The sequence below is a fragment of the Paenimyroides tangerinum genome (assembly GCF_003865405.1).
Classification (GTDB): Bacteria; Bacteroidota; Bacteroidia; order Flavobacteriales; family Flavobacteriaceae; genus Flavobacterium; species Flavobacterium tangerinum.
Map to the genome: position 1 here is coordinate 42,968 of NZ_RQVQ01000020.1, position 22,302 is coordinate 65,269.

Consider the following 22,302-nt stretch of genomic DNA (forward strand, 5'->3'; position numbering starts at 1 on the left):
CTTACATTTTACTCAAAATGATGTGTATGCGATAAAAATAACTAAAAATAACTAAAAATAACTAAACTATTTATTTTTTTGTGTTATAATTTAATTCTCTTTAATCTCAAAGCATTTGATATTACTGAAACCGAACTCAAACACATTGCTAAAGCTGCTACCATTGGTGACAATAAAGTATTAGTTGCATAATAAAAAACACCTGCGGCAATTGCTATTCCGATTACGTTATAAACAAATGCGAAAAATAGATTCTCTTTAATATTTTTAATAACTTTTTCACTTAAACGAATTGATTTTTCTACATTAGAAAACGAATGATTTAACAGTGTTATTTTAGAAAAATCTTTAGCTAAATCCGAACCATTTCCCATAGCAATTCCAATATTCGCTTTCGCTAAAGCTGGAGCGTCGTTGATTCCATCACCAATCATGGTAATAATTTTTCCTTCGGATTGGATTTTTTCAATCATTTGTAATTTATCCTCTGGAAGTTGTGAAGCAAAAACTTTATCAATTCCAATTTGTTTTGCGATAGCTTCTGCCGTTTTTTTATGGTCGCCAGTTAACATAATTACTTCGATTCCTTTTGAATGTAAGAATGAAATGGTTTCAGAAACTTCTGGTTTTATTGCATCGTGAATTACGGCTAATCCAATAATTTCGGTATTTATAACAACATACGAAACTGTTTTTCCTAAATCTTGAACCTGTTGAACTTGATTTTTAATTTCTTCAGAAACCTGAATTTTATTTTGATTTAATAAGGCTTCATTTCCTAACAAAATCTTTTTAGACTCAATCATACCTTGAATTCCTTTCCCAGCAATATTCGCAACCATTTTTGTTGGTTTAATATCCAATTGATAATAGGTTGCTTTGTCTTTAAAAGCTTTCGCAATCGGATGTTCGCTATTTGCGTTTAATTGCGCTGTTAATAAAACCAATTCTTTTTCTGAGTAATTTTGTAACGGAATAATTTCTTCAAGTGAAGGTTTTCCTTCGGTCAATGTTCCGGTTTTATCAGTGATTACGACATTTGTTTTTTCTAATAATTCTAAAGCTTCTGCATTTTTGATTAAGATTCCATATTGTGCACCTTTGCCAATTCCCATTGAAATGGAAACAGGAGTTGCTAAACCTAACGCACACGGACAAGCAATGATTAAAACTGAAATTGCATTTTGTAAACCAAATAACCAAGAAGCTTCTAAAGAAAAATAGCTCCAATAAAAAAAAGTCAATACAGAAATTCCAACAACAATTGGAACAAAATATCCTGAAATGGAATCTGCTAAACGTTGAATTGGTGCACGTGATAAACCAGCTTTATTCACCATTTCAATTATTTTAGCAATTGTAGTTGCTTGTCCAACCTGAACAGCTTTCATTGTAAAAGTTTGGTCGGTATTAATGCTTCCGGCTAGAACTTTATCGTTTATCGATTTTTCGATTGGTAGTGGTTCTCCCGTTAATAAAGCTTCGTTTACCGAGGTTGAACCTGAAAAAATAATTCCATCAACCGGAATTTTTTCTCCTGGCTTTACAAGTAATTCATCATTAATTTGAACTTTATCAATATCAATTTCTGAATGATTTCCGTTGATTATAATTGTTGCTTTTTGAGGAATTAAATTCAATAAATGTTCTAAGGAAGATTTTGTTTTTTGATGCGCTTTGGCTTCTAACCATTGTCCTAAAATCATTAAGGTAAAAATAACAGCAACACTTTCAAAATAAATGGGTAAATGTTCTGACGAATGAAAATTATGTGGATTTAAAATCACGTAAAATGAAAACAAATAAGCTGCTATTGCTCCTAAACCAATCAAACTAAACATATTTAAATTCCAAGTTTTGAAAGAAATCCAAGCGCGTTTTAAATAATTTCGTCCTAAAAATAAGACAAGACTCGCTCCAATAAATTGTAACCAGATTCCGAAATCAAATGAAATAAATTGATAAATAAAACTATCGTGCTTCATTCCAAACATCGCAATAATAAAAACGGGAATAGTTATAATTAAAGATTGATAAAATAGTTTTTTAAGATGATTAACCTCATCGTTATCATTTGGATTTCCGCCAATTTTTACTAAATCCATTCCACAAATCGGGCAACCGACATTACTGTCATAAACTTTATCGCCTTCACACAACATCGGACAATAATATTTACCTGATAGATGTTCTAAATTTTTAGGCGTTTCGTTGTGTTTATCGGAACTGTGAATGGCGTGATGGGCAATTTCTGAATATGTTTGGGTTCCGTTTTCATCTACGATAATTTCTTGAATCGTATAAGGACCTTTATGAGAAAGCGCATGTTGAAGTTCTTCTAGCGGAATTTTCTTTTTCGATTCAATTACAGCTTCAGCTGGTTGTAAATGAACTTCAACATATTCTGTAACCGATTGTAGTGCCTGAATAACTTTGGCTTGACAACCGCTACAAGTCATTTCATTTATTTTATATCTTGTTTTCATGATAATCTAATTTAGATTGGTAAAGATATTTAGATTTCAAGAAAATAATTTTACATAATTTCTGGAATGATTTATATAATTTCAGGATTATTTGCTTTTTTAGAAATTTTATCTGCTTTCCAAATACAATAAATTGAATAGAACATAAATAGCAAAATTAAACTCATCTCAAAAGTTCTGAAATGTTCTCTTTTAATAAGTAATTCAGTTAATGGTTCTGACAAATAATTAATAACTAATAATCCAATTAAATGAATTAAACCATCTGTAAAGCTAATCTTTAATTTATAGAAATATTTAAAAACCAACAGTATCAAAAATGACACAAAGAAAAAACATATAAAAATCTATCAAATCAAATTTCTTTAAAAGATAAATCAGCTTACTTTTTGATAATATATCAAAACTTAAGAACCAAAAATCCAAAATCAAGATTAAATAAACTAAAAGAATATTGAGCGAAACATTTAGGTATTTTCTAATTCCATCATAATACTTTATAGGAAAACAATAAGCCACGAATACTGGATAAACCAACATTGTTTGAGGAATTATGATCGTAATGAATAGTAATAATATTAAGAAAAATAAGTTATAATTATTCTTTAATAAATTTGACATTCTCTGTTGTATTGCTTTTTTTAATGTAATACATTTTTTTCTATTCTTGATGTAATTTTTTACTTCCTAAATTATAAATAAAACGAACATTGAAACTACCTCCAACATTTCCAATAAAAGGTGTGTATTGTGTTTTGTGAATATTACTAAAAAAACTAATATATTCTTGATGTTCAATTCCTAAAGAAATTTGCTCTGTAATTTTGAATTTATAACCAATTCCAAAACCAAAACCAACTTGAGTATCACGTATTCCTGTCATGTCGCTTTTTTGTTTATTAATTGAAACAGCTTGAAGATAAGAAAGTACAGGTCCGAAATTTAAATTCCAATTTCTATCACTACCAAAATGCCAATTAGCATTAAAAGGAATATGAATATAATTTAATTTTTCTGTTATAGAATTGCTATAAATATAGCCATTCACGAAATGTTCACTTTTTATTTTAGAACCGAAAGTTCTATATTCTAAACCTAATAAAAAACTCCAACGGTTATTACTATAAAAATCTGCACGAACACCATAAGTTGGAGTATAGATTGATTGGTTATTGTGTAATGAAATATCACCGTAATAATTTGAACTCGCTAATCCTAAAGAAGCAGATAATTCAATATCGTTTTTTTTTTTGATTTGTGCTTTAGTAGCAAAAGTTGCTAATAAAGAAATGACTATAATTTTTTTGTTCATAATTAATAAAATAGTTGGTGATTTTTTTTTTAGAAAAAAACCTTTTGTTAATTTTGTCAAATATAAAATAAAAAAACAGAAATGGGAAGAGCGTTTGAATTTAGAAAGGCTAGAAAAATGAAACGTTGGTCTGCAATGGCTAAAACGTTTACACGAATTGGTAAAGACATTGTTATTGCTGTTAAAGAAGGCGGACCTCACCCAGAAAGTAATTCACGTTTGCGAGCTGTTATTCAGAATGCGAAAGCAGCTAATATGCCAAAAGAAAACGTAGAACGTGCAATTAAAAAAGCTTCTGATAAAGATACAGCTAACTATAAAGAAGTTCTTTTTGAAGGCTATGCACCTCACGGAATTGCTTTACTTATTGAAACTGCAACTGACAATAACAACAGAACTGTAGCTAATATTCGTTCGTATTTTAACAAATGTAATGGAACAATGGGAACTCAAGGTTCTGTTGAATTCATGTTTGACCACACTTGTAATTTCCGTTTAGCAAAAATCGAAGGTTTAGATTTAGAAGAATTTGAATTAGAATTAATTGATTTAGGAGTTGATGAAGTTTTCGAGGATGAAGATGGAATTATGATTTACGGTCCTTTCAATAGTTTTGGTTCAATTCAAAAAGAATTAGAAGAAAGAAAATTAGAAATTTTATCATCTGGTTTTGACCGTATTCCGCAGGTTACAAAAGAATTAACGGAAGAGCAAATTGCAGATGTTGAAAAATTATTAGAAAAAATTGAGGAAGATGATGACGTTCAAAACGTTTTTCATACAATGGCTTAATTTTAAAACATAAAAAAATCCGACAATTGTCGGATTTTTTTTAATTATATAGACATCATTTCGGTTAATGTTAAACCTCTTGAAGCTTTTTTATATTTGAAAAGAATTACTTCGTCTTTTTTTACAGGCTTACTTAAATCGTCATATCTGAAATAAACATCTTCTCCTGAAGTAGTTATTGATATAAATCCGAATTTTTTAGCATCATCCATAAACTTTACTTTCCCAGAAACGAAATCACTTTCATCTCCTCTACTTGTATTAATATCACGTTGTTTTTCTGGAGGAGTACTAGTTAAACGACCTAAAAAATCAACATAAACAAATTGTTCTTCTAATGATTTTCCTTTATTATTATTATCTTTTCGCTCTTCTTTTTTCTTAACCTTATCTTGCTTTTTTTTCATTTTGCCTTTGGCTATCTCAGATTTACGAAAAGTTTGTTGATTTTTTGACATATTTTATTTTTAAAATTATTCGATAGTATGAAGTCGGATGTAGGAAAACTAGAAGATTTTTTCAGGAAGAACTATAAGAAGACTTTATGCAAAGTTACGTAAAAATTACTAATTTCTATTATAAGTATTCGAGTAAGTTAAAAATTGAATTTTTAAAACAAAAAAAGCTTCATATTCCTATGAAGCTCAATATTTTATATTAACCAAACATTTTTTTAATTTGATTTTCGATGTCTTGTATATTTTTAAAATGTTCAAATTCTAAATCTATTTTTTTTGATTTTAATTTTTTAGTGATAGCTAAAATCAAATCGATTGGGTCAATTTCCAAACCTATCATTTGAGCATTGAAATCTAATCCTACTAAAAAGCTGTCGTTATAAATTCCAACGCACCAATCTTCAAGAAAAGATGCAATTTGAACTTCTTGAACCTTAAAATTAGACCAATCTTCAACACAACAAGATTTAGCTAAATTTTCTTCACTCCAAAAACAAAAAACGGTTACTGGCTCTCCCGATTCATTTGTAAACTGATTAGAACCGCATAAAGCGAAAGCATCTTTGCTTTCCATACTATAAACAACACCATCTTCACATATTTTGTTTACAAAATTTTCTAAAATCAAATTTGGTTGTTGCTCATTCATATTTATCGTAATTAATTAATTGCAAAGATAACCTTTATCATTCAAATTTTATCATTGAAACCGTGATAAAGAAGAAAAGATTTGATTTATCATTTACAAACTAGAGAAAAAATCTAATTCAAAAAATTATTGAATCTCGGCACTCAAACCAGCATCCAAAAGTGCAGAACACATAGGTACCAATTCTTTCATACTTCCGGTTTTTACGGTACATTTTCCTTTATAATGAACTAATAAAGCACATTGTTCTGCTTGTAAAGCTTCGTGATTACAAACCCGAATTAAAGTTTCAATTACGTGATCAAAAGTATTTACATCATCGTTAAATAAAATAATTTCGTTATTATTACCTAACAACTCTTCAACAGAAACTTCTTCTAATACTTCTTCTTTTGTACTCATTTTTATTTTTTTATGAATTTTAAAGAAACCCAATTATTACGTTCTAACTGAGAAATATATTCTAAACCTAATTTTTCAGCTTCCGTTTGAATAAAAGGAATATCTTCTGTATAAAAACCACTAAACAAAATAGTCGCATTTGCTTTCATCGTTTTCACGTAAGCGTGCATATCTTCTAACAAAATGTTTCTATTGATATTAGCAATTACTAAATCATATTTCGGTTCTGTAGTCAAAATTGACGCATCACCTTCAAAAACATCCATATTTGTAATGTTATTACGTTCGCCGTTTTCGATCGAATTTAAATAACACCAATTATCAATATCAATTGCATCAGCGTGTTTTGCACCTTTCATTAATGCTAAAATTGCCAAAATAGCCGTTCCACAACCCATATCTAAAACTTCCATATCTTTAACATCCATTGCTAAAAGATGTTTCATCATCATATATGTTGTTTCGTGATGACCGGTTCCGAAACTCATTTTAGGTTCGATGACAATTTCATATTCGGCGTTTTTCGTTTCGTGAAATGGTGCGCGAACATAACAAATTCCGTCAACATCAATTGGATCAAAATTTTTCTCCCATTCTTCATTCCAATTCACTTGTTCAATTTCTTCTTTTGTGAAAGTAATCTTGAACTCTTCAGAATCCAAAATATAAATATCTTCCAGAATATCTTCTGACCAAAGTGATTCTTGCACAAAAGCAGATAAGCCTTCTTCTGTTTCGATAAAGCTTTCAAATGCTTTTTCGCCTAATTCGGCAAGTAAAATTTCTACTCCAACCTCTTTAGGTTCAACTGTGAAATGATATGCGATATATTTTGGTTCCATTTTCTTAACGTTTTGATAATATTACTTAAATTAGTGGGTACAAAAATAATCATAGTTTTGCGACATATATTAATAAATGTGATGAAAAAAGTTATTTTATTGTTATTATTTGCTTTAGCAAGTCAGACGTATGCTCAAGTAAAGTCAACAGGCGAAGATGAATTTAAGCTAGCTTCTTTACCATATTACAATTATGGTAAAGGTTTAGGTATGACTTCTGCAGACAGTCTTTTTCAATTTAATATTCGATTTAGAATGCAAAATCGAGTAACTTTCTATGAGAACGAAGGAGAAGAAGGAAGCTACGATGCTCAAATTAGACGTTTAAGACTTCGCTTTGATGGTTACGTTGGAAATCCTCAATTTCAGTATGCGATTCAGTTGTCATTTGCTCCTGGAGATGTAGGTTCTATCGAAGAAGGGAAAAACTTAAACATCATTCGAGATGCATCTATAACATATAAACCAAATAAAAACTGGAACTTTATTTTTGGACAAACGAAACTTCCTGGAAATAGACAACGTGTAAATTCGTCAGGAGCTTTACAACTTACAGATCGTTCAATTAACAATGCAAGCTTTAATATCGATCGTGATTTTGGTTTTCAAGTTTATTATTTAAATGAGAAAAAAGATAAGTTTTCTTACAATATAAAAACTGCTGTTTCGACAGGAAATGGAAGAAATACTACTGAAAAAGATACAAATGTAGCTTTAACTGGTAAATTAGAACTTCTACCTTTTGGTACTTTTACGAAAGGAGGAGATTACTTCGAAGGAGATTTAGCTCGTGAGAAAACACCAAAATTAATGGTTTCGGGAGTTTTTCATCAAAATAACGGAAGTTGGAACGAACGCGGACAACAAGGTAAAGCTTTATTTGAAGCTCGAACTCTGAAGAATGTTTTTGTAGATGCGATTTTAAAATATCAAGGTTGGTCAGGTATGTTCTCCTATTTAAATAGAACAACATCAAATCCATTAACAACAGAAACAAATAGTGAAGGTATTTTAGAAACTTCTTATGTTTATGCCGGTGAAGGAAATGATTACCAATTGAGTTATACATTTCCATCAAAATGGGAAGTTATTGGAAGATATTCTAGACAAAACGTAAATGGTGAGATTTATAAATTAAATGTTCCAAATACAAAACAATATAGTTTAGGTGTTACAAAATATATCTGGGAACACGCTTTTAAAATACAAGGAGAAGTTAGTTACGACAGATTACATTTCCACGATACTTCAACAAAAAACAATTGGTACTTCCGTTTTCAAATAGAAATGGGAATTTAATAAAACAAAAAAAATCGGCAGTTGCCGATTTTTTTGTTTTATATCTTAATGAGAAATATTCTCTACATCTTTTGGATTGTGTTTGTATTTAAACAAGATTGCAAATAAAATGGTAACCACTAAAGCATAACCTGCGAAAATAAACCAAGACGTTCTCCAACCTTCTAATTGTTGAACCACATCGGTATGACTATAAACATAATGATTAACGACATACTGAGCAGCTATCATACCAATTGTAGCTCCGAAACCATTTGTCATCATCATAAAAACACCTTGAGCCGATGAACGTAATTTTTTATCTGTTTCTTTATCTACAAATAATGAACCTGAAACGTTGAAGAAGTCAAATGCAATTCCATAAACAATCATTGAAACTACAAACATCCAAACTCCCGTTCCTGGATTTCCGACAGCAAATAATCCGAAACGTAAAACCCAAGCTAACATTGCCAATAACATCACTTTTTTGATACCGAACTTTTTCAAGAAGAATGGAATCAATAAGATACATAAGGTTTCTGAAACTTGAGATAATGAAATTAAAGCATTTGCGTTATTTGCACCCCAACTATTTAAATATTCAGGCATTTCGTTAAAACTTGAAATAAACGGGTTTGCATAACCATTTGTAATTTGAAGAGAAACACCTAATAACATTGAGAAAATAAAGAAAATTGCCATCTTTCTCTGTTTAAATAAAGCGAAAGCTTTTAAACCAAGTGCATCTGACATTGAAATTTTTCCTTCTGATTTATTAACTTCACAATTCGGTAAAAGGAATGAAAACAAGAATAAAATTATTCCTAAAACTCCAGAAACATAAAACTGTTCATAGCCGTTTTGGAAACTGAAAAAGTTTTCATCACTACCAAAATTTAACATAAAAACTCCATCCTTGAAACCTGCGAAATTTACGAATAACATCGCACAAATAAATCCAACAGTTCCTAATGTTCTAATTGGCGGGAACGCTTTAATCGTATCGTAATTATTGTTTGTCAAAACCGTATAAGCAACAGAATTTGACAAAGCAATTGTTGGCATAAAAAAAGCAACACTTAAAGAATACAATAAAAACAAGGTTGCAAATTCAGCTGATTCACCAGCAGAATATCCATAATAACCAGCTGCAATAATAAAAATTGCTCCTAAACCATGGCAATATCCAAGTAAGCGTTGAGCAGGAATCCATCTATCTGCGATAATTCCCATAACTGCAGGCATAAATATAGAAACAATACCTTGCATGGCATAAAACAATCCAATTTTCGGAGCTAATCCAATAGAAGCTAAATAATTTCCCATTGAAGTTAAATAAGCTCCCCAAACTGCAAATTGCAGAAAGCTCATTATAGTTAAACGAAGTTTTAAACTCATTTCTTAAACTAAATAAAATTAAAATAGTTCGTAAAATTACCATTTAAATATTAGTTGACAAACAAAAAAAGAAGGAATACATCCTTCTTTTAATTTTTAACTATCTCGTTTACTAATTTGATAACTTTTTCGAATTGTTCTTCTCTATTTAGATGAGAATTATCAATTTCAATTGCATCAACTGCTTTTATTAATGGAGAATCTTTTCGGTTTGAATCAATTTCGTCTCGTTCAACGACATTTTTCAAAACTTCTTCATAGGAAACCGAATCTCCTTTTGATGTTAATTCTTCAAATCGACGTTGGGCACGAATTTCAGCAGAAGCTGTCATAAATAATTTTAATTCTGCATCAGTAAATACAACGGTTCCAATATCTCGTCCATCCATTACAACGCCTTTATCTTTACCGAATGCTTTTTGTTGTTCAACCAATTTAGTTCGAACTTCAGAAATTTCTGCAATTTTACTTACCAAATTAGAAACTTCAATTTTTCTAATTTCATTTTCAACATTTACATCGTTCAAATAAATTTCGGCAAAGCCTAAATCAGAATTAAAGACAAATTGTAAATTGATATTTTTTAGTTCGTTTTTTAATTTTTCAATGTCAAAATACGTATTCGAAATGATGTTATTTTGCATTGAGAAATACGTAACTGCTCGGTACATTGCACCAGTATCAACATATACGTATCCTAAATATTTTGCTAATTGTTTTGCTAAAGTACTTTTCCCGGTAGAAGAATGACCGTCGATAGCAATGGTTATTTTTTTCAAATCTTATGTTTTAATACTGCAAATTTATTTCAGATTTAGTGATAATCCAAACATACTTGTGTTTGCGGCCAAAGTAAATCTTGAATATGAATAGTCAAATCTTAAACGGTTGTAACGAAATCCGAATCCAGCACTAAATCCTGAAAAGTTTTTTTGTTCCAATACTTTCATCTCATAACCTTTTCTAAAATTATAAGCTAAACGAATATTGAATTTCTTTTCTGGAAAAAGTTCTGCTCCAATAATCACGTGTCGCATTGCGTTATTAAAAAAACTTACTTTTTCTTCAGTAACTTGCCCGTCTAACCCAACATCTCCTCTATTTGGATTTGAAAAACCTACATTCCATTTTTGTAAATTTTCTAATGTTAAATGCCAACGAACTGGTACATTTTCAAGTCTTTTGGAAATACCAGCTGTAATTTCAAATGGTAAATTTTCATTCACTTTATGATACGAATCAAGTTGAGTTCCGACATTTCTTAGAGTTAAACCTGCATTAAAACCTGTTTCTGGATTTACGTACATTCCACCGAAATCAAAACCAGCAGCAAATGAACCGTAACTTTCAAGTTTTGAAGAAATTACTTTTAAATTTGAACCTACATAAAAATTTGTACCTGTTATATGATGCGAATATCCAACAGAAACAGCAACTTCGTTCCCTGTAAAACTCCCAGTTTCAAAACCATTTTCATCATACCCATCCATTGAACCATAATTCAAATATTGAACTCCGATTTGAAATTGACGATTATTTTTAAACTTTTTAGAATAAGCCATCGTTCCGTAATTCAAATCGCCATAATATTTGGAGAAATTCAAAGAAACATTATTATCCATTGCTTCATTAATCGAAGCTGGATTCATGAAAGCTTGATTTACATCGTAATTATAAACAGTAACATTTTTTCCTCCCAATGCAGCTTGAGAAGGAGAAATTGGAAGATTTAAAAACTGATATGTTTCTCTACCACCTAATTGAGCAAATACAAATTGCCCTAAAAGTAAACCGATTACTGTAAATATTTTTTTGTTCATTTACTCGTTTTTAACTTTAACGAATATATCAATAATATTATTGTAATGAAACAAAAAAGCACACAGAAATTTTGCGTGCTTTAATTTGTTTTTCAACTTTTGAAATTAATCTAACTTTTTAGCGTTTTTTACTTTTTGTTCAGTCAAAGCAAGTTCTAAAACTTCGCTCATTCTATCGACATAATGAAAAGTTAATCCAGTTAAATAATCTGGTTTAATTTGCTCAACATCTCTACGATTATCTTTACAAAGAATAATTTCTTTAATATTTGCACGTTTTGCTGCTAAGATTTTTTCTTTTATTCCACCGACAGGAAGTACTTTTCCTCTTAATGTTATTTCACCTGTCATCGCTAAGTTTTTCTTAACTTTTCGTTGCGTAAAACTTGAAATCATAGAAGTTAGCATTGCAATACCAGCCGATGGTCCATCTTTTGGAGTTGCGCCTTCCGGAACGTGAACGTGAATTTTATAGTTTTCAAAAATCTCTTCTTTAAGCCCTAGTTCAACAGCATTAGCTTTGATATATTCTAATGCAATTGTTGCAGATTCTTTCATAACTGTACCTAAATTTCCAGTCATAGTTAATCCACCTTTTCCTTTAGAAATAATCGATTCGATATATAAAATATCTCCACCAACTCGTGTCCAAGCTAAACCTGTAACCACACCAGCCGTATCGTTATTTTCGTATTTATCACGTTCAAATCGAGGAACTCCTAAAATTTCGATAATATCTTCGTTTGTCAATTTCTCATTGAACGACTCTTCTAAAACAATAGATTTTGCAACAAAACGAACAACATTTGCAATTTGCTTATCTAAATTACGAACTCCAGATTCACGTGTATAATTCGTAATGATGAATTCCATTTGCTTTTTACCGATCGAAAAAGTTTTAGCATCAACTCCATGTTCTTTCAACTGCTTTGGAAGTAAATGTTGACGTCCGATTTCAACTTTTTCTTCAATGGTATAACCATTCATTTCTAGAATTTCCATACGATCTAAAAGCGCAGGCTGAATAGAATTTAAACTATTTGAAGTTGCAATAAACATCACTTTAGACAGATCAAATCCCATTTCTAAGAAATTATCATAGAAATCTGAATTTTGTTCTGGATCTAAAACTTCTAACATTGCAGAAGATGGATCGCCATTATGTGAAGTTGATAATTTATCAATTTCATCTAACAAGAAAACAGGATTTGCTGATTTTGCTTTTTTTATCGATTGAATAATTCGACCAGGCATTGCACCAATATATGTTTTTCTATGTCCACGAATTTCAGCTTCATCACGTAAACCACCCAAAGAAATACGAACATATTCACGACCTAAAGCTTTTGCAATAGATTTTCCAATCGAAGTTTTACCAACACCTGGAGGTCCGTATAAACAAAGAATTGGAGCTTTCATATCGTTTCTTAATTTAAGAACCGCCATATGTTCGATGATGCGTTTTTTTACATCTTCCAATCCGTAATGATCTTTATCTAGGATTTTTTGCGCATTTTTTAAATCAAAAATATCTTTTGTATATTCATTCCAAGGTAATTCTAAAAGCAATTCAAGATAATTTCTTTGAATAGAAAACTCTGCAACTTGCGGATTCATTCGTTGCATTTTAGCCAATTCTTTATCGAAATGTTCTTTTACTTTTTTATCCCATTTCTTAGCTTTTGCTTTTTGCTTTAATTCTTCAAACTCTTGCTCATGCGAAACACCTCCAAGTTCTTCTTGAATGGTTTTGATTTGTTGGTTTAAAAAATATTCTTTTTGTTGTTGATCTAAATCGACACGAACTTTGTTTTGAATATCATTCTTCAAATTTAATTTTTGAAGTTCAACATTCATCTTTCGTAACGTTTCCAATGCACGTTCTTTTAAATCGTTGATTTCAAGAATCGCTTGTTTATCTTGAACCGTTAAATTCAAATTTGAACCAACAAAATTGATTAAGAAAGAATCACTTTCAATGTTTTTAATTGCGAAAGAAGCTTCTGAAGGAATATTCGGATTTTCCTTAATCATTTCATAAGAAGTTTCTTTAACCGATTCGACAATTGCTTTGAATTCAGCATCGTCAGCTTCTGGTCTTACTTCTTCAACTTCTTTTACAATCGCTTTTAAATAAGGTTCTGATTGAGATAATTCAGCAATTTCGAAACGTTTTTTACCTTGAAGAATTACCGTAATATTTCCATCAGGAAGGTTTAAAATTTTTAAAATTTTAGCAACCGTTCCAATTTTATGAACATCATTTATATTTGGATCTTCCGTGTTTTCATTAATTTGAGAAACAACACCAACAGGTTTACCTAATTCGTTTGCTTCTTTCAATAAATGAATTGATTTATCACGACCAGCTGTTATAGGCAAAACTACACCAGGAAATAAAACCATATTTCTAAGAGGAAGAATGGCTAAATCTTCAGGTAAATTTTCTTTATGCATTTCCATTTCATCTTCAGTAGATAAAAGCGGAATGATTTCTGAATTTGTATCCAACTCTTGGAATGACAGATTGTCTATAGTAACTATTTTTTCGTTTGACATAATATATTTCAAGACAAATTGTCACATTTTATTTAAACATTTGTAAAACAAACACAATAAAAAAATGTAACAACTTTATTTTTAATTCTTTACAATAAAAATTCTAAGTATTTAATAGTATAAAGTCAATCTTTATGCCATAAAAAAAATCCCGAAAAAAATCGGGATTTATAACATATCATAAAAATATATTAATTGTATTTTAAGTATTGGAATGCACCATTTCTGATTCTCACTGGAGCAACTGTATTATTCGGATTTTCTCTTTTTGGAGGATAAATATCGTACTCAAATTCACCACCAAAGTATTTAGCTTTATCGTTTATATCTGAAATTATTAAATTACCTGTTTGTAAGTTAACACTTGGTGTATTAACAGGATCTAAATCTAAATTATCAGTTGAATATACCCAAGACTTACCTGACTGTTTATAAGTAGCATTAGATATTCCCAATGTCTCATCTACAACAACATTTCCAAGAGATGAAATATAATTTCCTGTTCCTAATTTACTAAAGTTTATAGTAAAAGTATCATATCTAAATTTTTGACTTTCAAGAGTATCTCTACTTAATAAATAAGCTGTTATAGAAACATTAACGCCATTATAAGATACAACAACACTATCTGTCACTCTTGTTTTACCATCTACGTCGCATCTAAAAATTTGCTTACCTGTTAAAAATTCATTTGTAATGTCTGCATCTGCTTTTTCAGCTTCGCAAGAGAACAATCCAACTGAAATAAACAAAATTAACGATAATTGTTTTAATCTTTTCATAATTATAGAATGGGATGTTATTTTTTTCAAATATAGAATTTTATTTTACAAATTCTATTTTTTTGTAATTGAAATATAATATTTTTTTAAAATTAAATTTTTGTTACTTTTTTTAAATTGAAAAGCAAAAAGACTCCGACAATAAAAAAGATAACCAAAAACAAAATAGCATTTTGAACTTTTCCTGTGATTTGAGTTACCAAACCATACATTAACATTCCGATTACAATTCCAATTTTTTCGGTTACATCGTAAAAACTAAATAATGACGTTGTGTCAATATTTTCGGGTAACATTTTAGAATAAGTTGAACGAGAAAGCGACTGAATTCCTCCCATAACCAAGCCTACAAATGAAGCTGCGATATAAAATTGTACAGGAGTTTGAACTGTATATGCATAAATACAAATCAAAATCCAAAATATATTAATAGCAATTAATGTATTTACGTTTCCGAATTTTGCAGATATTTTCGATGTCAAAATTGCTCCAACAACAGCAATTAATTGAATCAATAAAATACTAATAATCAATCCGCTTGTTCGTTGCTCATCAGATTCCCAAAGCACTTCTTTTTCTCCAAAATAGGCTGCAATAATCATTACCGTTTGCACTGCCATACTATAAACAAAAAATGCAGTCAAATAACGCTTAAGAGCTGGATAATCTGCTAATTTGTGAAATACTTTTTTCAATTCTTTAATTCCTGAAAAGAAAATATGACGTTCAATTTTTTTATCATTTCTGAAATCGGGCAAATATCTGTAGGTAATTTGACTGAATCCCAACCACCAAATACCAACTAATAAAAAGGAAACACGCATAGCTTCAAGTTCGTTTTCAAAACCGAATATTTCATATTTCATCAACATGGCTAAATTTATCAAAAGCAAAATCACACTACCAATATATCCCAACGAATAACCTTTGGCACTAATTGCATCTTGTTGTTCTGGAAATGCTAAATCAGGTAAATAGGAATTATAAAAAACTAAACTTCCCCAAAATCCGACTAACGCAGTTGTGTAGAAAAACAAACCTAATGCTAGACTTTCTAAATCAAAAAAATACAAAGCCATACATGAAAGCGAACCAATGGTACAAAACAATTTCAAGAAAAACTTTTTGTTTCCTAAATAATCCGCAACACCAGAAAGTACAGGTGAAGCAAAAGCTACAAACAAGAAACCAATTGCGGTTACATAACTAATTATGGATTCACTTGGTGTTTCAATTCCAAAAAAAGACGCTGTATTCAAACCTTTTATTCGGAACAAAGCTCCATAAAACAAAGGGAAAATCGAAGATGAAATAACCAATGCGTAAACTGAATTTGCCCAATCGTAAAACGCCCAAGCATTTAATGTTTTTTTATCTCCTTTTATAAATTCTTTCATATCATAAAATTAAAAAGCAGTCTAAAATATTGACTGCTCAAATATATATATTATTTTTTTCCGTATTTCGCAGCTTCCCTTTTTGCTTCAGGAATCCTTGTATTAAGATTTTCAATACGTGTTGAATTACTTGGATGTGTACTTAAAAATTCAGGTTGCGAACTTCCTCCCTGTTTTGCCATACGTTGCCAAAATGCTAAAGCATCTGATGGATTATAACCTGCAATAGCCATTAAAACTAATCCAATATCATCAGCTTCGGTTTCGTGTTTTCTACTGAAAGGCAAAACCCCAATTACATTAGAACCTCCACCGTAAGCAGCCATTGCTAATTGTTGTGTTTCTGCACTTTTACCACTTGTAGCAACACCAACTCCAGCTGCACCAAGTTGTTGTAGAACATTTGCACTCATTCGTTGTTGACCATGATTTGCCAATGCGTGAGCTACTTCATGTCCCATAACTGTCGCCAAACCAGCTTCATTTTTTGTGATTGGTAAAATACCAGTATAAACAACAATTTTTCCACCTGGCATACACCAAGCATTTGCAGCTTTATCTTGAACCAGCTTATATTCCCATTTATAATCTTTCAAATAATCTGAATAACCATTTGCTTTCAAATAAGTTTCAGCTGCTTTTTTGATTTTTTCACCAACCTTATTTACCAATTGAGCATCAGCAGTTCCAGTAACTACTTTGTTTTCTTTGATAAACGATCCATATTGCTGAAATGAAGAGGCAAATAATTCGTTATTTCCAACAAGAGCCATCGTTTTTTTACCCGTAAACGGATTTGTTGCACATCCAATCATCAGTGCTCCAACGAATAACATTAGAGCAATTTTATAATTTTTCATAATTTCAATTTTATATCAAATTTAAATGAATTAAATCAATATTTAAAAAATATATTTCCCGAATAAAATATAAATTAAAAAAATCCATTTAATTAAATTAAAACAAAAAACCATTGTAAATAAAAAAGTTTTTTTTGTTATTTTTACCCACATAACCAGAAACAACCAAAAAAATTATAAAATGGATATTTTAAAAAACTTATTAAATGAAAACCAAAAGTTAGATGACATTCAAGTATATGAAAACTTTTGGAATTGGTTCAAAACTCATGAATCTGCTTTTTTTAACACTGTAAAATCTCGAGAAAACATAGAAGCAGATTTTTTTGATGTGATGTCGCCTGAACTCGATAAAATCAATGAAGGAATTTATTTTTTAACTGGAATGTACAACGAAAATACAGCCGAATTGATTTTAACACCTGATGGTGTTTTAAAGAATTTTGTTTTTGTTGAAGACCTTATAAAGATGGCTCCAGAATTACAAAATTGGAAATTTACTGCTCTTAAACAACCAAATGATATCAAAAACATTGGAATCAAAATGGGAGATTACACGTTTGACAGCGAAACTCTTTCTTTCTATCCAATCGAACATCCAAATTATCCAGACGAAGTAGAATTAATCGTAGTTCATTCGAATTTTAAAGAAGAAGATGAAAGATAAATTGGAAATGGAACTTTTATTTTTTTAGATAATTTTTTAGGCGAATTGAACTCAGTTACAACCATAGATTACATGACCGTAACTTCTAAGGAAAATGCCGAAAAAGAACTTATTCCAATCGAAAAATTAAAAGATTATTTGATTTGGAGAGAAAAAGAATTCATCGAAAAATATCACGGCATTCGTTACAATACAGAAAACGATAATTACACAAGTTTAAAAGCTACCTTAGAAAATGATTTACCTTTGATTGCAATAGTAAATTCAACTTTATTAAACTGGGATAGTAAAGCTTCACATCCTTGGATTTTAAAAATAAAAATCAAATATGATGGTTCTGAAAACAATGGCTTTCCGGATGAAGAAACGTATCAATTAATGGATCTTTTCGAAGATAAAATAAGCGAAGAACTTAAAGATTACGAAGGTTATCTAAATGTTGGAAGAGAAACTGCAGATAGCGAACGATTTGTCTTTTTTGCTTGTAATGATTTTAGAAAACCTTCAAAAGTTTTAAATAATTTACTTAAAGAATTTGCCGATAAATTAGAGGTTTCTTTTGATATTTATAAAGATAAATATTGGCGTTCATTAGAACAATACAAAACCAACTAATGAAGACTTTCCTATTTTGTTTCGTTTTTACATTAATCTTTTCAAAATCACATTTGAAACAGATTAATATACCTCTTGAAAATAAAAGAATTGACAATCAATTTGAAACTTTATATACGAACAAAAAATACAAAATTTCTTTATCGAAAATTAATGATTTAGAAGCTTCTTCAAATACCATTTTAAAAATTTATAAAAACAACAAAATGGTATTTGAAGATAGTATTTATAATACACATCCAACTAATATTTTATTCGAAGATTTTAATGGAGATTTAATCGACGATATTTTAGTTCATTATTCAAGTAGCGCTAGAAGTAACGAAAGTTTCACATTGTTTTTAGTTGACACTTTGAATGATTCTTTTAAAAGAATTAAAGGATTTGAAGAAATTCACAATCCAAGATATATTGCAGAATATGACATTTTTCTAACTATGTTGTGAGTGGTAAAAACTGGTCCGGTTTTTATAAAATTCAGAGAGATACTGTTTTTGATTTTGGTCTTTTTGCAGAAGATGATATGACCGAAGAAAGCAATTATAATAAGGAATACAAAAAAGCAATTAGGAAAATAAGAAAAGAGATAAAAAAATAAATTTTGACATTTCAATTCTTAATATTAAAAAACAAAAAATACTATAAATTATTTTTTTTAATATTTTAACTTATAAATACAACTATTGTTAATTTTTTATTATTTTTATAACATAAAAACCAATTATAACTTATAAAATGATAAAAAAAAACACTTGTTTACTCTTCGATATATTTACTAGTAATTCTTACATTAATATTTGCATTTTATGATAATGTAAATTTATTTATAGCAACAGTAATGCCCGTTTCTTTTGCTTTTATTGTATTTATGATTGTTTTTGTTTTCAAAAAAAGTATAAAATCTAAACCTCAAAATAATCACCTAATATTTTCAGATACGGCAACAATAAATACGCAAAATTTAAAAGAAATCACTACCAGACCTTTTTTATTCGGAATTGAAAATAAAATAATCAGTGATGAAAATTTATTTTATAACAATGACGAATTGGTTGCTGTTAATAAACAATACGAAAAAGCTGTATCCAAATTATCTGAAATTACTGAATTAAGTACAACTTCAACAATAAACAAAAATCGTAAAATTTGGCAAATCAAAATTAATCGTGAAAACGAGCCTGAAATCATTTTCAAATTTGCACATAATTATACCATTTGGAATAAAAATTTTCTCGAATTCATTGAACGAATGAATCAAGTAAATCCAAAAGCTGTTAAAACAAAATTCAATTTATTTTCAATGTAAACTATTTGATATGAAATTTATATTCACAACAATTCTTCTATTTTGTTTAATTTCTTGCAATAAGAAAGAAGCTCCTAGTCAAAAAGATTTACAATCTGAAATCAAGCAAAATCCGTTTGAAGAACTCGTAAAAAATCATCCTGAATTGAAAACCGAAATTGATAGTTTGAAAGCAACAAAATGGATTTTCAAAAAATGTGACGATTGTGATTTAACTGGTTTAAATGAAACAATTCTTGTAGGACATTCGGACCGACGTCCACCAAAAGGAGAATATTACAGAAAAGAAGTTGACTTAGGAAAGTTCAACTTTGAAACATTTGAAATGTATGAATCCGAAGAGAAAACAAACCCAAATGGTCAAGTTTACATTTGCTATTTTGACGAAAAACAAAAAGCTAAGTTTAAAGAGTTTGAGCCATATTATATAAACAGAATTACGCATACTAAGCAAGATTACAAATCGTCTGAAATTGGAAATACCCTAATAATTTATACTTACTATGATAAATAAAAATATCATAAAAATAAAAATTATATGAAAAACAAAAGCTTACTAATCTTACTAATCTTATTCATCTGTTTAACTTTTGGATGTTCAGACGATAAAACCGATGAAGCTTTACTAGAAAAAGACCGAATTGAACTTGAGAAAAGTTTGGATTCATATAAAGTTTCGAGCTATAAATTCGAAATCATAAAATAGATTGGTTATTCAAAGTCTTTAAATAATTAAAAACAAAATATGACACCATTTTTTAAAAACGAAACATCTAATACCGACTTTATTGTTGGTCAAGAATGGCATTACGAAACAAGAGCGAATGAGGAAAATTCAACCTTAAAAATTTTAAAAATTGATAACGTTGAAGCCAACATCATTCATATTGCAATTTTAGGATTAAAATTAAAAAACATTGAAACAGGTGATTTAAACGAAGAAATTGGACACGTTCCCATTTCTGAAGAAGTTTTATCTAAAAGCGTTACTTCATTAAAAAACAATCAAACCGAATTACCAGATTTTCAAAGTGGATATTCGCATTGGAAAGCAGCTTATGATGAAGGTAAAGCAGGATTTTTTACGCTTTCTGTAAAAGAAATTGTTCAATTTATTGATGAAGCCATCAATAAGAAATAAAAACTTGTTGAAGAAATTTGTGAACTAAAAAGTCAATAAACCGATTTTTTTGTATATTCATAACTAATTATAAACCAATCCTTAATCAAAAAAAATCAAATGGAAAAACCAAACGAGAAGGTAGAAATTAAAACACCTCCAAAATTATTTAACGAAACTCAAGCCGTTATCAACTCAATTTCAGAAATGATTGATGGCGATTTTATCAGCTATTGGATTTCAGTTAACAGTTCAATCGTTCGTGATGATGTTATTGCATTTTACGAAATCTTAAAAAACAATCGCAAAAAAGACAAGTTATATTTGTTCATCAAAAGTAGCGGCGGTTCAGGTGAAGCTTCTTTAAGAATCGTAAATTTATTACGAAAATATTACAAAGAAATTGTAGCGTTCATTCCATTGGATTGTGCGTCGGCTGCAACGATGTTGGCACTTGGAGCAGATTCAATTAAGATGGGTCCACTTGCCTATTTAACTGCAATCGATACTTCGATTACGCATCATTTATCGCCGTTAGATAATTTCAATAACAGAGTTAGCGTAAGCCAAAATGAATTGAGCCGAGTTTTAAATCTTTGGGATTCGAACAAAAACGAAAATGATACCAATCCATTCTCGGTAATTTACAATCACATTCATCCGTTGGTGATTGGTTCGGTTGACCGAGCAACTTCGCTTTCTATCAAACTTACAACAGATATTCTTTCGTATCATATGAAAGATATTAACGAAGCAGAAAGAATCAGTAATACATTAAATGCTGAATATCCATCGCATTCATATCCGATTACGATTGTTGAAGCTCAAAAAATTGGTTTAAATGCTCAAGAACTTCCTGATGAAGTGAATACAAAATTATTTGAATTGAATCAATTGTATTCAGAAATGGCGCAACTTGCTTATACAGATTACGATGAAGTAAATTATCACGACAACGAAATCTTAAAAATAATTGAAGGAGCAAATGCAAAATTGTTTTATCAGAAAGATAAAGATTGGCATTACCGAACTGAAGAAAGACGTTGGGTTCCAATGAATGACGAAAGTAGTTGGAGAAAAATGGAACTAGAAAACAATGAAATTACAGAGAAAAGTTTCTATGTTGGATAGCATTTTTTAAAGAAATAAATTGATTAAGATTGAAAAAAACGATTATGAAACAATATATTTTTGAAAACAAGAAATTGATATTAAAAACAAATAAAGCTCCATTTATCATTCGAATATGTTTGTATTTAATAACTTTATTATGTTTTCTAATACCATTATTGGTTATCGTTTCCACATTTTTAGATAATAATGAATTTAAATTTACAATTTTTATTGTTTTGGGAATTTCAGGATTAATCGGTTTTTATCTTTTACGTGTTTCATTATGGAATACTTTTGGGAAAGAATTAATTCAATTTCATAAAAACGAAATCACATATATTGCAGATTATCATTGGTTCAAGGACAAATTAAAAAGTATAAATAACCTGAATTCGATTATTAATACAAAGCTAACTGACTGGAATTTAGATGTTCAAATTTAA

The 22,302-nt window shown here is 29.6% G+C and carries 24 protein-coding genes; 11 read left to right on the plus strand and 13 right to left on the minus strand.

Annotated features, from left to right (window positions below):
* Positions 1–83 precede the first annotated feature (83 nt).
* Both EG240_RS10015 and EG240_RS10020 read right to left on the minus strand, forming a co-directional pair.
* Positions 84–2,486 (minus strand): heavy metal translocating P-type ATPase, encoded by a 2,403-nt coding sequence (locus EG240_RS10015; protein WP_125019263.1) that lies wholly within the window; start codon positions 2,484–2,486, stop codon positions 84–86.
* Between the two features lie 661 nt (positions 2,487–3,147).
* Positions 3,148–3,798 carry an outer membrane beta-barrel protein gene (locus EG240_RS10020; protein WP_125019264.1) on the minus strand — a complete coding sequence of 217 codons (651 nt, stop codon included), beginning with the start codon at positions 3,796–3,798 and terminating at the stop codon, positions 3,148–3,150.
* 81 nt (positions 3,799–3,879) lie between these two features.
* Here EG240_RS10020 and EG240_RS10025 point away from each other — a divergent pair, with 81 nt between their 5' ends.
* Entirely contained in the window at positions 3,880–4,590 is a 711-nt protein-coding gene (locus EG240_RS10025; RefSeq protein ID WP_125019265.1) for a YebC/PmpR family DNA-binding transcriptional regulator, read from the plus strand.
* 44 nt (positions 4,591–4,634) lie between these two features.
* On the opposite strand, the gene EG240_RS10030 is transcribed toward EG240_RS10025, so the two are convergent.
* The 4 genes from EG240_RS10030 to prmA form a co-directional block, all read right to left on the minus strand.
* Positions 4,635–5,048, minus strand: a complete 414-nt coding sequence (locus tag EG240_RS10030; protein ID WP_125019266.1) for a cold-shock protein — start codon at positions 5,046–5,048, stop codon at positions 4,635–4,637.
* Positions 5,049–5,247: 199 nt separating this feature from the next.
* Entirely contained in the window at positions 5,248–5,697 is a 450-nt protein-coding gene (locus EG240_RS10035) for a DUF2750 domain-containing protein (protein ID WP_125019267.1), read from the minus strand.
* 126 nt (positions 5,698–5,823) lie between these two features.
* Entirely contained in the window at positions 5,824–6,099 is a 276-nt protein-coding gene (locus EG240_RS10040; protein ID WP_125019268.1) for an ATP-dependent Clp protease adaptor ClpS, read from the minus strand.
* Between the two features lie 2 nt (positions 6,100–6,101).
* On the minus strand, positions 6,102–6,941 hold the full coding sequence (prmA, locus tag EG240_RS10045) for a 50S ribosomal protein L11 methyltransferase (protein WP_125019269.1): 840 nt from the start codon (positions 6,939–6,941) through the stop codon (positions 6,102–6,104).
* Positions 6,942–7,022: 81 nt separating this feature from the next.
* Here prmA and EG240_RS10050 point away from each other — a divergent pair, with 81 nt between their 5' ends.
* Positions 7,023–8,240, plus strand: a complete 1,218-nt coding sequence (locus EG240_RS10050; RefSeq protein ID WP_125019270.1) for a porin — start codon at positions 7,023–7,025, stop codon at positions 8,238–8,240.
* A 45-nt stretch (positions 8,241–8,285) separates the two neighbouring features.
* Here the strand turns inward: EG240_RS10050 and EG240_RS10055 are convergent, their stop codons facing one another.
* From EG240_RS10055 to EG240_RS10085, 7 genes are all read right to left on the minus strand, one after another.
* Positions 8,286–9,620 carry an MFS transporter gene (locus EG240_RS10055; RefSeq protein WP_125019271.1) on the minus strand — a complete coding sequence of 445 codons (1,335 nt, stop codon included), beginning with the start codon at positions 9,618–9,620 and terminating at the stop codon, positions 8,286–8,288.
* An 89-nt stretch (positions 9,621–9,709) separates the two neighbouring features.
* Positions 9,710–10,399 (minus strand): (d)CMP kinase, encoded by a 690-nt coding sequence (cmk, locus tag EG240_RS10060; protein ID WP_125019272.1) that lies wholly within the window; start codon positions 10,397–10,399, stop codon positions 9,710–9,712.
* A gap of 24 nt (positions 10,400–10,423) precedes the next feature.
* Entirely contained in the window at positions 10,424–11,440 is a 1,017-nt protein-coding gene (gene porQ / locus EG240_RS10065; protein WP_125019273.1) for a type IX secretion system protein PorQ, read from the minus strand.
* Positions 11,441–11,545: 105 nt separating this feature from the next.
* Complete coding sequence (gene lon / locus EG240_RS10070; RefSeq protein WP_125019274.1) at positions 11,546–13,999, minus strand: endopeptidase La; 2,454 nt, start codon at positions 13,997–13,999, stop codon at positions 11,546–11,548.
* A gap of 191 nt (positions 14,000–14,190) precedes the next feature.
* Positions 14,191–14,781 carry a hypothetical protein gene (locus EG240_RS10075; protein WP_125019275.1) on the minus strand — a complete coding sequence of 197 codons (591 nt, stop codon included), beginning with the start codon at positions 14,779–14,781 and terminating at the stop codon, positions 14,191–14,193.
* 92 nt (positions 14,782–14,873) lie between these two features.
* Positions 14,874–16,178: an MFS transporter gene (locus EG240_RS10080; protein ID WP_125019276.1), complete on the minus strand. Its 1,305-nt coding sequence runs from the start codon at positions 16,176–16,178 to the stop codon at positions 14,874–14,876.
* Between the two features lie 50 nt (positions 16,179–16,228).
* Positions 16,229–17,038 carry a M48 family metallopeptidase gene (locus EG240_RS10085; RefSeq protein WP_125019277.1) on the minus strand — a complete coding sequence of 270 codons (810 nt, stop codon included), beginning with the start codon at positions 17,036–17,038 and terminating at the stop codon, positions 16,229–16,231.
* A 181-nt stretch (positions 17,039–17,219) separates the two neighbouring features.
* Between EG240_RS10085 and EG240_RS16865 the strand changes: the two genes are divergently transcribed.
* From EG240_RS16865 to EG240_RS10120, 9 genes are all read left to right on the plus strand, one after another.
* Positions 17,220–17,705, plus strand: a complete 486-nt coding sequence (locus tag EG240_RS16865) for a hypothetical protein (RefSeq protein WP_235830364.1) — start codon at positions 17,220–17,222, stop codon at positions 17,703–17,705.
* Positions 17,706–17,777: 72 nt separating this feature from the next.
* Positions 17,778–18,320, plus strand: a complete 543-nt coding sequence (locus tag EG240_RS16870) for a DUF695 domain-containing protein (RefSeq protein ID WP_235830365.1) — start codon at positions 17,778–17,780, stop codon at positions 18,318–18,320.
* A gap of 53 nt (positions 18,321–18,373) precedes the next feature.
* Positions 18,374–18,766, plus strand: coding sequence for a hypothetical protein (locus EG240_RS10095; protein WP_125019278.1), 393 nt, complete (start codon positions 18,374–18,376; stop codon positions 18,764–18,766).
* A 392-nt stretch (positions 18,767–19,158) separates the two neighbouring features.
* Positions 19,159–19,626, plus strand: a complete 468-nt coding sequence (locus EG240_RS10100) for a hypothetical protein (RefSeq protein ID WP_125019279.1) — start codon at positions 19,159–19,161, stop codon at positions 19,624–19,626.
* Between the two features lie 10 nt (positions 19,627–19,636).
* Positions 19,637–20,140, plus strand: a complete 504-nt coding sequence (locus EG240_RS10105) for a hypothetical protein (RefSeq protein ID WP_125019280.1) — start codon at positions 19,637–19,639, stop codon at positions 20,138–20,140.
* Between the two features lie 24 nt (positions 20,141–20,164).
* Complete coding sequence (locus tag EG240_RS16495; RefSeq protein ID WP_158612016.1) at positions 20,165–20,332, plus strand: hypothetical protein; 168 nt, start codon at positions 20,165–20,167, stop codon at positions 20,330–20,332.
* 39 nt (positions 20,333–20,371) lie between these two features.
* Positions 20,372–20,767, plus strand: a complete 396-nt coding sequence (locus EG240_RS10110) for a hypothetical protein (RefSeq protein WP_125019281.1) — start codon at positions 20,372–20,374, stop codon at positions 20,765–20,767.
* A 99-nt stretch (positions 20,768–20,866) separates the two neighbouring features.
* A complete protein-coding gene (locus tag EG240_RS10115) occupies positions 20,867–21,877 on the plus strand; it encodes an ATP-dependent Clp protease proteolytic subunit (protein WP_125019282.1) in 1,011 nt (336 codons plus the stop codon).
* A 44-nt stretch (positions 21,878–21,921) separates the two neighbouring features.
* On the plus strand, positions 21,922–22,302 hold the full coding sequence (locus EG240_RS10120) for a hypothetical protein (protein WP_125019283.1): 381 nt from the start codon (positions 21,922–21,924) through the stop codon (positions 22,300–22,302).

What these genes read in the sequence shown, in the direction of transcription:
- EG240_RS10020 (WP_125019264.1), bottom strand. Translation starts at nt 3,798, where the DNA reads ATGAACAAAAAAATTATAGTCATTTCTTTATTAGCAACTTTTGCTACT.
- EG240_RS16495 (WP_158612016.1), top strand. Translation starts at nt 20,165, where the DNA reads ATGAAAAACAAAAGCTTACTAATCTTACTAATCTTATTCATCTGTTTA.
- EG240_RS10030 (WP_125019266.1), bottom strand. Translation starts at nt 5,048, where the DNA reads ATGTCAAAAAATCAACAAACTTTTCGTAAATCTGAGATAGCCAAAGGC.
- EG240_RS10015 (WP_125019263.1), bottom strand. Translation starts at nt 2,486, where the DNA reads ATGAAAACAAGATATAAAATAAATGAAATGACTTGTAGCGGTTGTCAA.
- porQ (WP_125019273.1), bottom strand. Translation starts at nt 11,440, where the DNA reads ATGAACAAAAAAATATTTACAGTAATCGGTTTACTTTTAGGGCAATTT.
- EG240_RS16865 (WP_235830364.1), top strand. Translation starts at nt 17,220, where the DNA reads ATGGATATTTTAAAAAACTTATTAAATGAAAACCAAAAGTTAGATGAC.
- EG240_RS10110 (WP_125019281.1), top strand. Translation starts at nt 20,372, where the DNA reads ATGACACCATTTTTTAAAAACGAAACATCTAATACCGACTTTATTGTT.
- EG240_RS10080 (WP_125019276.1), bottom strand. Translation starts at nt 16,178, where the DNA reads ATGAAAGAATTTATAAAAGGAGATAAAAAAACATTAAATGCTTGGGCG.
- EG240_RS10105 (WP_125019280.1), top strand. Translation starts at nt 19,637, where the DNA reads ATGAAATTTATATTCACAACAATTCTTCTATTTTGTTTAATTTCTTGC.
- prmA (WP_125019269.1), bottom strand. Translation starts at nt 6,941, where the DNA reads ATGGAACCAAAATATATCGCATATCATTTCACAGTTGAACCTAAAGAG.
- EG240_RS16870 (WP_235830365.1), top strand. Translation starts at nt 17,778, where the DNA reads ATGACCGTAACTTCTAAGGAAAATGCCGAAAAAGAACTTATTCCAATC.
- EG240_RS10025 (WP_125019265.1), top strand. Translation starts at nt 3,880, where the DNA reads ATGGGAAGAGCGTTTGAATTTAGAAAGGCTAGAAAAATGAAACGTTGG.
- EG240_RS10075 (WP_125019275.1), bottom strand. Translation starts at nt 14,781, where the DNA reads ATGAAAAGATTAAAACAATTATCGTTAATTTTGTTTATTTCAGTTGGA.
- EG240_RS10040 (WP_125019268.1), bottom strand. Translation starts at nt 6,099, where the DNA reads ATGAGTACAAAAGAAGAAGTATTAGAAGAAGTTTCTGTTGAAGAGTTG.
- EG240_RS10035 (WP_125019267.1), bottom strand. Translation starts at nt 5,697, where the DNA reads ATGAATGAGCAACAACCAAATTTGATTTTAGAAAATTTTGTAAACAAA.
- EG240_RS10120 (WP_125019283.1), top strand. Translation starts at nt 21,922, where the DNA reads ATGAAACAATATATTTTTGAAAACAAGAAATTGATATTAAAAACAAAT.
- EG240_RS10085 (WP_125019277.1), bottom strand. Translation starts at nt 17,038, where the DNA reads ATGAAAAATTATAAAATTGCTCTAATGTTATTCGTTGGAGCACTGATG.
- lon (WP_125019274.1), bottom strand. Translation starts at nt 13,999, where the DNA reads ATGTCAAACGAAAAAATAGTTACTATAGACAATCTGTCATTCCAAGAG.
- EG240_RS10050 (WP_125019270.1), top strand. Translation starts at nt 7,023, where the DNA reads ATGAAAAAAGTTATTTTATTGTTATTATTTGCTTTAGCAAGTCAGACG.
- EG240_RS10100 (WP_125019279.1), top strand. Translation starts at nt 19,159, where the DNA reads ATGCCCGTTTCTTTTGCTTTTATTGTATTTATGATTGTTTTTGTTTTC.
- EG240_RS10055 (WP_125019271.1), bottom strand. Translation starts at nt 9,620, where the DNA reads ATGAGTTTAAAACTTCGTTTAACTATAATGAGCTTTCTGCAATTTGCA.
- EG240_RS10115 (WP_125019282.1), top strand. Translation starts at nt 20,867, where the DNA reads ATGGAAAAACCAAACGAGAAGGTAGAAATTAAAACACCTCCAAAATTA.